The 13,579-nt window shown below is 63.8% G+C and carries 12 protein-coding genes and 1 pseudogene; 6 read left to right on the top strand and 7 right to left on the bottom strand.

Annotated features, from left to right (window positions below; translation table 11 throughout):
• Together ACFMO5_RS07620 and corA are read left to right on the top strand one after the other, a co-directional pair.
• Positions 1–286: pseudogene (locus ACFMO5_RS07620) on the top strand (threonine aldolase); the annotation flags it as partial.
• 145 nt (positions 287–431) lie between these two features.
• Positions 432–1,394, top strand: coding sequence for a magnesium/cobalt transporter CorA (gene corA / locus ACFMO5_RS07615; protein WP_376792155.1), 963 nt, complete (start codon positions 432–434; stop codon positions 1,392–1,394).
• Between the two features lie 4 nt (positions 1,395–1,398).
• Here the strand turns inward: corA and ACFMO5_RS07610 are convergent, their stop codons facing one another.
• The 5 genes from ACFMO5_RS07610 to ACFMO5_RS07590 all read right to left on the bottom strand — a co-directional run bounded on the left by ACFMO5_RS07610 (position 1,399) and on the right by ACFMO5_RS07590 (position 7,514).
• A complete protein-coding gene (locus ACFMO5_RS07610; RefSeq protein WP_376792154.1) occupies positions 1,399–2,355 on the bottom strand; it encodes a nucleoside hydrolase in 957 nt (318 codons plus the stop codon).
• On the bottom strand, positions 2,342–3,325 hold the full coding sequence (locus tag ACFMO5_RS07605) for an ABC transporter permease (RefSeq protein ID WP_376792153.1): 984 nt from the start codon (positions 3,323–3,325) through the stop codon (positions 2,342–2,344). The genes ACFMO5_RS07610 and ACFMO5_RS07605 overlap by 14 nt, the downstream gene beginning before the upstream one ends.
• On the bottom strand, positions 3,322–4,353 hold the full coding sequence (locus tag ACFMO5_RS07600) for an ABC transporter permease (protein ID WP_376792152.1): 1,032 nt from the start codon (positions 4,351–4,353) through the stop codon (positions 3,322–3,324). The genes ACFMO5_RS07605 and ACFMO5_RS07600 overlap by 4 nt, the downstream gene beginning before the upstream one ends.
• Positions 4,350–5,858 (bottom strand): ABC transporter ATP-binding protein, encoded by a 1,509-nt coding sequence (locus tag ACFMO5_RS07595; protein WP_376792151.1) that lies wholly within the window; start codon positions 5,856–5,858, stop codon positions 4,350–4,352. Before ACFMO5_RS07595 ends, ACFMO5_RS07600 begins: the two co-directional genes overlap by 4 nt.
• Before the next feature lie 369 nt (positions 5,859–6,227).
• Positions 6,228–7,514: a BMP family protein gene (locus ACFMO5_RS07590; protein ID WP_376792150.1), complete on the bottom strand. Its 1,287-nt coding sequence runs from the start codon at positions 7,512–7,514 to the stop codon at positions 6,228–6,230.
• Positions 7,515–7,887: 373 nt separating this feature from the next.
• Here ACFMO5_RS07590 and galE point away from each other — a divergent pair, with 373 nt between their 5' ends.
• From galE to ACFMO5_RS07575, 3 genes are all read left to right on the top strand, one after another.
• A complete protein-coding gene (galE, locus tag ACFMO5_RS07585) occupies positions 7,888–8,862 on the top strand; it encodes a UDP-glucose 4-epimerase GalE (protein ID WP_376792149.1) in 975 nt (324 codons plus the stop codon).
• A gap of 169 nt (positions 8,863–9,031) precedes the next feature.
• Entirely contained in the window at positions 9,032–9,220 is a 189-nt protein-coding gene (locus tag ACFMO5_RS07580) for a twin-arginine translocase TatA/TatE family subunit (protein WP_376792148.1), read from the top strand.
• Between the two features lie 16 nt (positions 9,221–9,236).
• Positions 9,237–9,872 (top strand): FmdE family protein, encoded by a 636-nt coding sequence (locus tag ACFMO5_RS07575; protein ID WP_376792147.1) that lies wholly within the window; start codon positions 9,237–9,239, stop codon positions 9,870–9,872.
• Here the strand turns inward: ACFMO5_RS07575 and ACFMO5_RS07570 are convergent.
• A complete protein-coding gene (locus ACFMO5_RS07570; protein WP_376792146.1) occupies positions 9,829–11,649 on the bottom strand; it encodes an SLC13 family permease in 1,821 nt (606 codons plus the stop codon). The genes ACFMO5_RS07575 and ACFMO5_RS07570 overlap by 44 nt on opposite strands.
• A gap of 386 nt (positions 11,650–12,035) precedes the next feature.
• Here ACFMO5_RS07570 and ACFMO5_RS07565 point away from each other — a divergent pair, with 386 nt between their 5' ends.
• A complete protein-coding gene (locus ACFMO5_RS07565; protein ID WP_376792145.1) occupies positions 12,036–13,154 on the top strand; it encodes a phospholipase D-like domain-containing protein in 1,119 nt (372 codons plus the stop codon).
• Between the two features lie 195 nt (positions 13,155–13,349).
• Here the strand turns inward: ACFMO5_RS07565 and ACFMO5_RS07560 are convergent.
• Positions 13,350–13,579 (bottom strand): hypothetical protein (locus ACFMO5_RS07560; RefSeq protein ID WP_376792144.1); only part of this gene is annotated, 230 nt, incomplete at its 5' end.

The raw sequence follows: 13,579 nt of genomic DNA, 5'->3' as shown, positions 1-13,579 counted from the left end.
AGACCACCGGCGGGCCCGGCGCCTGGCCGAAGGCCTCGCCGAGATCCCCGGGATCCGCATCGAGGCCCACCGGGTGCAGACCAACATCGTGATCTTCGAGCTCGACCCACGCCTCCCTCTGGGGGACGAAGCCTTCCTCGCAGCGCTGGCCGAACGCCGCGTCCGGATCCTACGCTGGGGGGCCCGGCGCTTCCGAGCGGTGACCCACTACTGGGTGGACGACGCGGACATCGACCAGGCCCTCCGGGCGGTCGCAGAGGTGGTGGGGGGTGTATTGAGCAGCTGAGCGCATTTCGAGGTAGTCACTCCTTTCCGGTGGCGAGCTCCCCATGTTAAAGGGGCCACGGGGTGAGGGGCATTGTCACACCCCCTGAAGAAAATGATCCCTACCGAACGGAGTGGCCACCCATTTTTGAACGGGAGATCATCGGATGACGACGGCGCTGATCTGGCCCGGGCCGCGATCGATCGAACCGGTAACGCCGGAGGCGCTCCAAGGCGCCCTGGCGCAGGTCGATGGGTTCCTCTGGATGGATCTCTGTCCGCCGAAGGAGGGCGACCGGGAGCTGCTCCGGCAAGCCCTGGGCTTCCACCCGCTGGCGCTGGAGGATGCCTTCCGGGCCCGGGAGCGGCCCAAGTTGGATGTCTATCCCGATCACTACTTCCTGGTGTTCTACGCCGTGGATTACGATCCGGAGAATGGCTTGCTCCGCGTTCCGATCCACCTCTTCATCGGCTCCCGCTACTTGGTCATCGTGCGCCCCGGAGCGATCCCAGCGGTAGAGGAGGTAGCCGCCCGCTGGGCTGGCCGAGAGCCCCCTGGCCCCGTTGCCCCAGGAAGCCTAACCTACACCCTCTTAGACGCCATTATCGATCGCTACTTTCCGATCCTCGATCGGATCGCGGAGGAGGTGGAGGCGATCGAAGAGCGGTTGTTCGCGGGGTCCGATGGGCGCCTGATCGAGGGGATCTTTCAGATGCGCAAGGCCCTGTTGGAACTGCGCCGGGTGGTGGCCCCGGAGCGCGAGGTGATCAATCTCTTGCTCCGGCGGGAACTGCCGATCTTCAAGCCGGAGGATATGGCCTACTTCCAGGACCTCTACGACCGGCTGGTGCGGTTGACCGAAAGCATCGATCTCTACCGCGATATGCTCTCCGGCGCCCTGGAGAGCTATCTCTCCCTGCAATCCAACCGCCTGAACGAGATCGTGAAGGTCCTGACCATCGCCTCCATCATCCTCATGGCGGACGCCCTGGTGGCGGGGATCTACGGGATGAACTTCCGCTATATGCCGGAGCTGGAGTGGCCGTGGGGCTACCCGATGGCGCTCCTGCTGATGGCCGGGGTCAGCGTCGGGCTGGCCCTCTTCTTCCGTCGGCGGGGATGGCTGTGAGCAGCTAACGGGCCCAGGCTTCCAGCAGGAAGCGATAAAAGGCCTCGACCTCTACATCCACCGCCACCTGAACCCGCCGCCCGCGGGGCTGCCGCACGATCCGACCTTGGCTCGGGCCTTCCGTGTGGACAGCGACTTCAGCCTCCTGGAAAGTGAAAAGCTCGGGGCGGGCCAGCCAAGCCGTGGTAAGGACATCCCACATGCAATACCGGGACCATGCGACGGTGGCGTAGCATTGGGCGGCCAGGTCCGAGAGCGGATATCGGCGCTGGCGAGCCAGACGCCGGAGGAAATCGGAGGTCACCGGGACCTTTTCCGTGACATCCAGAGGGAACATCCGTAAAGCGACGGCGGAGGCCAGAACCCGCTGCACCGCCACCGGATCCCAATAAGCGTTCCATTCCGCGGTCCCGTCGTGGCCCGGTTCCAGAAAGGGATCGACGTTCCCCGGTACGTCCAGCGCCCCGCCCATCCAGAGCACTTCCTCGATCCGCGCTTCCAGGCCCGGATCCAGATCCAGGGCCTGGGCCAGGTTCGTCAGGGGACCGGTCACCAATAGGGTCACCGGCCGGGAGGCTTCCCGGAGGCGCCGGAGGATGAACGCCGGGCCTTCCTCCTGTGCCAGTGGGGGCCCTTCTCGGTCTTTCTCGTTCAGGACTGGCAGAAGATCCACCACAAAAGCATCCTTCCGGAAGATCGCGGGGAAAGCGTTCTGCCCCCGAACGCGGCTTCGGGCGAGGGGGATGTCGGTACGGTTCAGCAACGCGAGAAGCTTCCGCGCCGCGGAGAGCGCCGGCTCCAGATAGCAGTCCGCCGGCGTGACCAGCACCCCGATCACCTCGATGTGGGGCAATGTGAGAAGGAGCGCGAGGGCCATAAAGTCATCGACGCCCCCATCCATGTCCATCAGCACTGCCCGGGGAATGCCCGACGCGGGGATCATGTGCTCACTCTCGCGCATACGGCCGTCCGATGGTGCGCGGGAACCGACGTCGTCCGATCACTAAGGTGACCACCAGGAGCGTGGTAATGTAAGGCAGCATATTGACGAAATAAAAGGGGATGCGCTCCTTCACGCCCGGGGTGACCGCCACCGCGTGAGCGATCCCTCCGGTGAGGCCGAAGAGAAACGCCGCGGCCAGGGCCAGCAACGGCTCCAGCCCGGCGAAGACGACGCAAGCCAGGGCGATGAACCCCCGACCGGCGGAGATCTCCTTGACCACCCCGCCAAACCAGGCCAGGGGCATGAAGGCCCCGCCCAGGCCGCAGAGCGCCCCGCCCAGAACGCTGGTGAACAATCGAAGCCGATCCACCCGCACCCCGGCGACATCCACCGCCTCCGGCCGCTCGCCGACCGCCCGAATGCGGAACCCCAGGACCGTATGGTGGAGCAGGATGTGGGCCAGGATCGCCAGGAGAACCGCCACGAGGGTGACCGGGCTGATCTGCCCGATGGGCGTGATCCAGCGGGGGACCATCAGCTCGCGGGGGAAGATGTGGATGCCCGGGAGGGCCCATAGGCTCATCAGGAGGTAAGGGGTGAACCCCAGGGCGAAGAGGTTGAGGCCCATCCCCGCGATGATCTGGTCGGCCCGGCCGTAGACGGCGAGCAACCCCAGGACCAGACCGAGGAGCGCCCCGATCACCATGCCGCCCACCAACCCGGCGATCCCGCTGCCGAATTGCTCCGCCACCCAAACCCCTGCCACCGCGGTGATCAACAAGATGCCCTCCAGGCCGATGTTCACCACGCCGGCCTTTTCGTTCACGCATTCCCCCACCGCCGCCAGCGCCAGGGGGGTCATCGCCAAGAGCCCGGCCTCCAGCAGGGAAACCGGCTTCAGCCCGACCTGCTCGAACCCGTAAGCGAGAAGCCCCAGGGCCAGCGCGATGAGCCCGATCCAGCCCAGGCGTTGAAGAAGCCCCCTCATCGCGACAACCTCCTCCGCAGCATCGTCCAGAGCTCAGGGACCGCCAGGGTGATGACGATCAACCCGTTCACCGCTCGGACCAGCTCCGAGACCACGCCGGCGTGGTATTCCATAAAACGGCCGCCGTGCTGCAGCGCTCCGAACAGGATCGCGGCGAGGATCCCTCCGAGGGGATGGTTGCGGCCGACCAAGGCCACGCCGATGCCGTCAAACCCCAAGGTGGCCACGTTCCCCAAGGTCGCATAGAGGGACCAAGCCGGCGGGCGGCCGATGATCTGGCTGGCCCCGGCCAGGCCGGCGGCCATCCCGCCGATCAGGAAGCTCCACAGCAGCGCCCAGCCGATCCGCACCCCTGCGTACCGGGCGGCCTCCGGGTTCTCACCCACCAGACGCAATTCGTAACCCAGACGGGTTCCCCACAGGATGAAATACACCGCGAGGCAGAAGAGAACCGCCACGAAGATCACAGCCGTCAGCGTCGAGCCCTCGGCCAGGATCGGGTAACGGGCGGTGGGCAACGCCGGACGGGTCCGCTCCGCTCGGCCGGGCTCGGCCAGGTAGCGGATCGCCAGATACATGGCCAGGTGGAAGGCGATCCAGTTGAACATGATCGTGGAGATCACCTCGTGGACGCCGCGCCAGATCTTCAACAGGGCTGGGGCCAGGGACCACAGGGCGCCGCAGAGGATCGCCACCGACGTGGCGACAAGGAGGTGGAGGCCGGGGGGCAGGGAGAGGAAGCTGGCGGCCCACACCGCGCCGATCGCGCCGATATACATCTGACCCTCCGCTCCGATGTTAAAGAGACCCGCCCGCACCCCCACAGCGAACGTCAGGGCAGTGAGCATCAGAGGGGTTGCGAAGGCGAGGGTCTCCAGCGTATCGTGGGGGGTGCCGAAGGCGCCTTGGAAAAGGGCTTGATAGGCCCTCAGCGGGTGATACCCGAAGGGCAGCATGAGGAGCCCCCCGGCGATCAAGCCAACCCCGATCGCCAGCAAGGATTCCAGCAACGGCCGTGCCTGCCTCATCCGACCCTCCCCTGGGGGACGATGCCCCCCATCATCATGCCGATGGTCTCCCGGGTGAACGCCTCCACCGGGCCCACGCCGAGGAACTTCCCCTCATACATCACCGCGATGCGGTCGCTCAGCTCCAACACCTCGTCCAGATCCGCGGAGATGAGGAGGACCGCCTTCCCGGCATCCCGCATCTGAACCAACAGCTCTCGGATATAGGCTGTGGAAGCCACATCCAGACCCCGGGTCGGGTGAACGGCGAGGATCAGCTTGGGCTCCTTGGTAAGCTCCCGTCCCACCACAAGCTTCTGTTGGTTGCCGCCGCTTAACGAGCGGGCGAGGGCGCGGGGGCCCGGGGCGATCACCTGGAATTGTTGCAGCAACCTCCCTGCAAAACTCAGAATTTGACCCCAGTCCAGGCGCCCCCATCCCCGCAGGAAAGCCGGCTCCCACTGACGGCTCAGGATGCTGTTCTCGGCCACATCGAAGTTCAACGCCATCCCAAATCGGAGGCGATCCTCAGGGATGTGCGCGATCCCCCTTCGATAGGCTTCGATCGGCGTCAACGGAGTTAAGGGCTTCCCATCCAGGAGGATCTCGCCGCGTCGGATCGGGCGCAGACCACCCAAGGCCTGCGCCAGCTCGCTCTGGCCGTTCCCCTCCACCCCGGCGATCCCGAAGATCTCCCCCGCTCGCACCTCAAATGAAACTCCTTTCACCGCCGGCAAGCCCAGATCCCCTATGACCTCCAGCTCCCGCACGACCAGCACCGCCTCCCCCGGCGGGCGGGGCGAGCGACTCACCCGAGGGACCACCGCTCGACCCACCATCCACTCGGCCAGCTGTTCCGGCGTGGCCTCCGGGGTGGAGATCTCGCCGGTCACCCGGCCGTTCCGCAACACGACGATCCGGTCGGAGATCTCCAGCACCTCCCGGAGCTTATGCGTGATGAAGACGATGGAGCGGCCACCTGCTTTCAGATCGCGCAGGAACCGGAAGAGCTCCGCGACCTCCAACGGTGTGAGGGCCGAGGTGGGCTCATCCAGGATGAGCACCTGCGTCCCGCGGTAGAGGACCTTGGCGATCTCCACCCGCTGCTGAACCCCGATGGGGAGCAATTCCACAGGGACATCCAAGGGGATCGAGAGCCCAAGCTCCTCCAGCAGGCGCTGCACCTGATCTCGGGCCCGATCTTTAGAGAGCCAGAGCACCGAGCCTTCCTGGCCCAGGAGGATGTTCTCCAAGGCCGTGTAGGGGGGAACCAAGGTGAAGATTTGATGCACCATCCCGATGCCGGCCCGAAGGGCATCGGCGGGGTTCCGAAAACGGACGGGGCGCCCATCGATGCGGATTTCCCCCCGGGTGGGTGGGAGGAGCCCGGAGAGGATCTTCATCAATGTGGTCTTGCCCGCGCCGTTCTCCCCCAGAAGCCCCACGATCTCCCCAGGCTGCAGGTGGAAATCCACCCCGCGCAGCGCCACCGTCCCATCCGGATAGACCTTATGGATGTCTCGCATCTCGATTCGGGGTCCCATAGGCCTGTGCCCGGAAGCAAAGAAAGCGTTTCGAGATCGTCCGGTTCTGTTCCCCCCACGCCTGAAGGGCCGTGGGGAAGGGGTTAAGGTGGGTGGGGCCGCTGAAGACAGTCCCACCCATCCCCACAGGAGGTGCCCCTACCGAATGGCGTGAATGTCCGTAGGGGCGGGCCTTGTGCCCGCCCTCAAGGGCACCCACAAAGGGTGTCCCCTGCGGCCATCCCTCACTGAAATCCTCCACGCGTTGAGAGGGACCGCCTGGCCCCAATGCCTTTGCAAAAAGGGGTGCAGGCGGATCCTCCACCTGCACCCCTCCCATGCGCTCGCCTCAAGCGCGGGGGGCTGGAGCCCTTAGCCGAGCTCATCCCGCCACTTCTTGATTTCCTCCTCCGTGGTGACCATCGGAACCTGGACCTCGCCGTTGCGGATCTTCCGCTCCAGCTCCGCCACGGCCTCCCAGATCCAGGCGGGCTGGGCCTCCCGCATCGCCTTGACCCGCTGCCGGATCTCGTCCGGCGGAGCGGGGAGGACTTTCTTCCCGGTCAACTTCTCGGCCGTCTCCCCCATCTTGATGAACTCGTCGAGATCGGCCAGGGTGCTCACTGAGATCCCCTCCATCAGCTCGCCGTCCACCTTGGTGCCGATGCCCAGGACCAGAACACCCTTGTTGCGCTTCACGAGGTCCCGGAACTTCCCATCCAGCACCAGCTTGGTCGTGTAGTAAACGCCCTTGTCCACCCGCTTCATCATGCTGGCGATCACGAACCCGGGGTTGATCCAGTCCTGGTTGGCGTCCACGCCGATCCAGAACGGCGGGCCGCTTTTGAGGCCCTGCGCCCGGGCGATTTCCTCCACCGCCTGGTTGATGCCCAGCCCCAAGGGGCCGGCGATGTTGTAGACGGCCACGGCGTCCCGCGCGTACATGGCCTTGGCCGCCTCATAGCCTTTGGTGATATCGCTGAAGGTGCCGGTGTAGGTCCAGAGGACGAAGTCCTTGGTGTAGGGGAAGGCCTTGTCCGGCTTGTTCTTCGCCAGCCACTCGGTGGCCCAGCGAGCGCCCCACTTGTAGCCGATCTCGAACTTCCAAAGGACTGGGATCTCGATGCCGAAGACGCCGCCGATGTGCGGCTTCTTGTACTCGGCGGCCAAGAAGGTGGCTAAGGCGCCCACCAAGGCGCTCCCCTTATGCTCCTCGTAGACCACGTCCATCAAGTTGGGAAGCGGGTACTCGTTGGGGTACTTCTGTTGGATGATGGATTGAGCGTAGGTATCGATGCCGACGAAGTTCTTATCCGGGAACTTGCGGGCGACTTCCGCGAGGGCATCGCTCAGGAGGAAGCCAACCCCCACGATCAGCTGCACATCCGGATCCCGGGCGGCGGTCGTGAGGTTGGGGACGTAGTCCGCTTCCACCTTGCTGATGACCTCCACGACCTCCACACCGAAATCCCGCTTCGCGTCATCACCGCCCTTGAAGGCCATGTCGTTGAAGCTGAGATCGCCCCGCCCGCCGATGTCTGAAACAATGGCGATCTTCACGACCTTCCGAGGCGTGGGGGTCGGCGCCGCCGGAGCACATGCCCCGAGAACCAATCCGAGCAGCCCAAGAGCTGTCAGAAGACTACGCCCACGGGCCATGGCGGCACTCCTTTCTCTGTTAAGGGGAAAACGGGGGAATGGAACTCATTTCTTACATTACTTATTATCTCCGGTCCTTCATACGCTGTCAAACGCTTTGATTAAAACGCTCTTTTTAACAGTCTGGTTAACAATTCTAAACATAGCAGGGGCGCTCCAAAGGGTGGTGGAAAGCGGAGAAAAAACTTCGAGGGTTGGGGATCTCGTTTGCAGTCCGTCGCTTAAGTGCTTGTTCTGGAAGATCCTAAGGCCCAGCGAGCATGACGTGGACAAAGTCGACGAGTGTGAATAGATTATGATTGACTGGCCGCGCGGGACTGGATTGATCCAGCCCTGTCCAGGCAGAACCCATCCCGAGGATCCAAAAGGCCCTATGCGCATCCTGGTCGCTGGCGGAGCGGGTTACATTGGAAGCATTGTGACGGAGTTCCTGCTGGAGGCAGGCCATGAAGTCGTCGTTTACGACAACCTGTCTCATGGGTTCCGCGCTGCGGTTCCCGAAGGGGCGCTCTTCGTGCAGGGGGATATCGGAGACGGGGAACGCGTCGTCGAGACCCTGCGCCGATGGCCGTGCCAGGCGGCGATGCACTTCGCCGCCTTTATCGAAGCTGGGGAATCGATGCAGGATCCCTTTAAATACTTTCGGAACAACATCGCACACACCATCACCTTCCTGGAGGCTCTGCTCGCCGCGGGCGTGGATCGCGTGGTGTTCTCCTCCACCGCGGCGGTCTACGCGCCTGCCCCCGAGCCGTTGACGGAATCCTCGCCCATCGGGCCGGTGAACGTCTACGGGGAGACCAAGGCGACCGTTGAGCGCATCCTGGCATGGCTGCACCGCACCCGCGGCCTCCGGTATGCCGCCCTGCGTTACTTCAACGCCGGCGGGGCGACGGCCACCCGGGGGGAGGACCACCGGCCGGAGAGCCATCTGATCCCGAACGTCCTGGCGGTGGCGTTGGGACGCCGGCCCTGGGTGGAGATCTACGGGACCGATTATCCAACCCGCGATGGGACGTGCGTGCGGGATTACATCCACGTGGCGGATCTGGCCCGAGCGCACCTCCTGGCGCTGGAAGCGCTGTCGGAACGGCCGGCGATGGTCTACAACGTGGGGACGGGGATCGGCTATACGGTGCGGGAAGTGCTGGAGGTGTGCCGCGAGGTGACCGGACACCCCATCCCAGCCGTCGAGGCCCCGCGGCGGCCGGGGGATGCCGTGATGCTGGTGGCTTCCGCGGAGGCCATCCAGCGGGATCTGGGCTGGACCCCTCGACACACGCTACGGGACATCGTGCTCAGCGCCTGGCGGTGGATGCAGGCTCATCCGGAGGGATATCCGGGCTAAACCTCGTCCGCTGCGCTGTGCGTCCCTTCTCACGGATCACAACTGGGCGCATCATCATCCCATTTGCTGAGCTTCCAGAAAAGGAAGTATTATAGGAAACAGCAGTACCTGTGACGATCTTCACGAAGCGTGAGGCGGTTCGGGAAGCCTATGACCACGGAGGCTGCGCATGCCTTTTCGACTGGGACCCACAGAGTTAATCATCATCCTCTTGATCGCCCTGTTGCTGTTCGGGCCTGGCCGTTTGAGCAACCTGGCTCGGGAGCTGGGGCAGAGCATTCGGGAATTCCGGCGAGGGCTCACTTCGGAGGAGGAGCAAGGGGCGAAATCGGAGAAGCGGCCGGACAAGCCATCCTAAGCCCTTGGAGTTCAGGATGCGCACACTGGATGAGTGGCTGGAGGAAGCCGCGGCGTTCCATGGGCACCTGTGCCCGGGCCAGATCCTGGGGGTCCGGATGGCGCTTCTGGGATGTCAGCTCCTGGGCTTGAACCCGGAGGATCCCGGGGATCGACGTCGGTTGATCGTCTATGTGGAGATCGATCGGTGCCTGACGGATGCCATCGCTACGGTGACCGGATGCCGGCTGGGACGGCGCACCCTCAAGCACGTCGACTACGGGAAAGCGGCGGCGACCTTTGTGGATACACGGACCGGCCGGGCGATCCGGATTGTGGCTCGGGATGATGCTCGGGAGACGGCTCTCCATCTTGCGCCCCCCGGTCTCAGCAAAGCCGCCGCCCAGCGCCACGCGTATCGGATCATGCCGGATGAGGATCTGTTCCGGATCCAACTGGTTCAGGTGACGATCCCCCCGGAAGATCTGCCGGGCCATCCGTTGCGGCGGGTCTTCTGCGCGCGCTGTGGCGAAGGCATTAACGATGGTCGGGAGGTGGTCCGGGATGGGGAGGTGTTGTGTCGCGCGTGCGCAGGGGAGCCTTATTACACGCCTCTGGAAGCGCCCGATCCTAAGGGCGAAGCCACGGCCCGAACCACACCGTTGAGGCCGTGATGGCCCCTACGCTGAGCGCCCACAGAGGGAGTCCTGCTTTGAGGAAATCCTTCGGCCGATAGCCGCCGGCGCCCATCACCAGGGCGTTGGCGGGATGGGCCATGGGGGTCAGGAAGGCCGCCGAGGTGGCCAGGGCCACGGCCAACCCCATCCAGTGCGGAGGGATCCCCAGGATAGGCGCCGCCCGCAGCGCGATGGGCCCCCAAACCACCGCGGTGACGGAGGCGGAAAGCACCTGGGTTAAAGCCGCCGCCACCCCAGTGAACACCAGCACGCCGATCCAAGGCGAGGCCCCACCGATCCCTCGGAGTACGATCTCTCCCAGCCATTCCGCCGCCCCGGTGCGGGAGACGGCGATGGAGAGCGGGAGCAGCCCCGCGACCATGAACACCGTCGGCCATTCGATCGCCCGGTAAGCTTCTTCCATAGTTAGGCAACCGACCAGGATCATCAGCACCGCCCCGGCCATGGTCACCTCGGCGATCGATCGAGTGGTCAGGGCGGAGGTCAGGATCACCCCCAGCATGATCCCGATCGCTGGGATCCGACGGGAGGTCCGCATGGGCTCCCCGTTGGTCTGGAGGACGATGAACTCCGGATCGCCCTGGAGGATCCGGATGCGCTCCCAGGGGCCATACGCGAGGAGGGCATCCCCGAAGCGCAAGCGCTCATCCGCAAGGCCTGCTCGGATGGGACGTCCCTCCCGCCAGATTGCCAGGATCTGGAGACCGTAGCGTTCTCGGAAACGCAGGTCACGCAAAGTTTTGCCGATCAAGGTGGTGTGAGGGGAGAGCAGGATCTCGATGAGCCCCATCTCCCCGGCCTCTAAGACCTCGGGGGCCACCGGGCGGGGGAGCTTCCGAAGCTTCAAAGCCCGGGCGGCTTCCTCCAGGCTCTCTTCCTCAGAGAGCCCCGCGGCGATCAGGAGCACATCCCCGGGCTGCAGCGCCTCCGAGCTGCTGGGGGAGAGGAGCAATCGTCCCTTCCGCCGGATCCCCACGACCATCAGATGGTATTGAGAGGCCAGCCCGCTCTCCCCCAAAGAAACGCCCGACAACGGCGAGGCCGGTTCCACCAGGAGTTCCACCAGTCCATCTTTCAAGCCATACAGCTCCGCCAGCTCCCGGTTGAGCCGATGGAGGCGCATCAATTGCCCGGCGGGGGAACGCTCCGGGAGGGTTCGCCAGGTGACCAGGATCACCCACAGCAGGCCGAGGATCGCTGGGAGCAGGCCCACGACGAAGAAATCCACCATCGTTAAGGAGCGCCCATAGCTCTCCCGGAGGAGCCCGCTGAGCAGGAGGTTGGCGGTGGTAAAGAGGGTCGGCATCCCTCCCAGCAACGCGCCATAGGCGATGGGGATCAGGACACGAGAGGGGGCCAAGCCGATCCGTCGGGCCGCCTGGACCGCCAGAGGCATCACGACCGCGGCGGCGGTCACCGAGTTCATTGTGAGCGAGAGCAGAGCGGTCAGCAACGTCATCCCCGCCACAAGACGCCAAGGGGAATCCTTGGCCCATCCGCTGAGCCGCTCGCCCAGGATCTGGGAGACCCCTGTCCGGTTCAGGCCAGCGGTGAGGATGAACAAGGCGATGAGGGCGATGACCGCGGAACGGCTGAACCCACTGAAGGCTTCTTGGGGGGAGAGCAATCCGCTGAAGGAAAGCCCTAGGGCCATGATCAGCGCCGCCAGGTCCGGCCGCAATGCCCCACTGATCAACAGGCTGGTCACAAGTATTAAAATGAGCAGCAACCAGATGGTGGGAAGAGAGAGCACTTCCCCTCCAGATGAAGACAGAGAAATGTCCTCGCTATAGAATACCGCATCAGGCCGCTCAGCAAGTCCCGCGGCCCCATCTTAATTATCTTCCAAGCCGTATGGGATAGGCCTGAAGTCAGGGGGTTGACAACGGCTGCCCATTTGGTCCTCTTTTGTTTCTCCAAGCCGCTGGCCTGGATCGTGGGAAGCGGGTAAAAGCCGCCTGGCGACGGATGAGAACCAAGCTGATCCTACCGGGAGTTCCCTGGGAAGTTGGGAGGCCGCGCGATCCTTCGGATCGCACGGAGACCCTGTTGCCCTGTGGCGATCCCCGATTTCGCTGCTTCACCCCAACGCTGATAGGAGCCACTCCTTTTTTTAAACTGTAAGGAGGCTGATTAGGAATGGCCAGCGAGCGGTTGGAGGGGGCGTGGTCCGGTGGTCGCTTCCGAGTACTTCTGAGCCGCCCAAACCGGTCGCTGCGAGAGGGGTTCCTGAAACTGACGGAGCAAGCCAGCGAGGCGTGGATGGCCACCGCTTTCCTCAACTGGGACATGTTGGAAGAAATCATGAAGAGGCGGGAAGCGGGTTGCATGTTTCGGATATTGACAGGTACGTTCGGAAGGCAAACCCGCCAGCAGACATTTAAGCGACTTCTCGAGCTGAGGCGTGGCGGGTCGGTCCGGGCTCGCATCTGGGATTGTGGCCAGCACCGTGATTTCCATGCCAAGCTCTACCTATGGAGAGTGGGTGAAGAAGGAGTAGCGTGGGTGGGCTCTGCGAACCTGACCGCAGGCCTCTGGCGAGAGGGGGAGTTGGTGCTTGAGGTGCGCGGCAAGTGGGAGGATGCATTACTCCGTGCCCTACGGACGGCTTTTGAGGCCGAATGGAAGCGGGCGCGTCCATTGGATGAATCGTTCGTGCGCGCTTACCGGGAGTCGAGGCGGATCTATTCGGAGGTGAAAGCTCGGCCTCCCAGGGGAAGGGACGGTGGACCCCGCAGGCCAGCTGGGCGGGGCTCGAGCAGTCGTGAGATCGCGTTTCTGTTTACCTGGAATCCTCGCAATCATCCAACTATGAACGAGTCGAGGTGGAAGAAGCTCGTGAAGAAGTTCATGAGGAAGCGACACGGGGAGCTTGAGTGGTCCTGTGGAAACAGGAAGGATCCGCAGAAGATTCCTCGTGGAGCGATGGCTTTCATCATACGGCTCGGCGTACCCGACAAGGGTATCGTCGCGATCGGTCGCACTACAGGCAAAGCGTGGTTTGACGAGGATTGGCGTCCCAAGGCGCCCTATGCATCCCACGCCCCGGATCGACGCCGCGAGGTGCTCTATGCAGAACTTAGGCTCGAAGAGCTTTGGGAACGACCCGTTGTTACACTGGACGAACTCCGAGACAAGTGGCCTCGCATCAACTGGAGCCCGCACACATCGGGGATCGCCATCCCGGCCGGCGTTGCCCGAAAGTTGTGGAAATTGTGCAAGAGGCGTGCCACCTCATCCTCGAAGGGAGGGCTTTGAGCGGTTGGCCCAAGAGCGAGTTCGTGGAGGATGGCCAGCCGATTGTGCGGTTCGGTTTAGGATAGATCCAGGTGGTAGGCTTGCAGCAGGCAGCGCTCTCAGAGCAAGATCCATAAGCTTGCTGGGCGGGAGCGTAACTATTCAAGCTGGTTCCATTGACCAATTTCGCCTGGCCGCTGAGCAACTGCCAGAGGATCAAGCGGGGGTCAGCCTTCTAAAGGAAGCAATGAAGGCATTTATACGCTGCCACGCTCGCCCCCTTTCATCCGGGTAGCCAGCCGCCAGTGATTGTTCAAAAATCGGCAGCACGGTGGCAAGATGGGATCGCCCTGCGGAGTCTCTGTTTTTCTTTTTCCCCTTTAGCCCAACACCATCGCCAGGTGGGCTCCACCTCGCTTCAAGTGATTTCCACACCAGGCCAGAAA

It is taken from the genome of Thermoflexus sp. (genome assembly GCF_042408365.1).
In the GTDB taxonomy this organism is placed as follows: domain Bacteria; phylum Chloroflexota; class Anaerolineae; order Thermoflexales; family Thermoflexaceae; genus Thermoflexus.
Note: the sequence above shows the minus strand (reverse complement) of the source record. Positions and strands in the feature narration are given on the sequence as shown.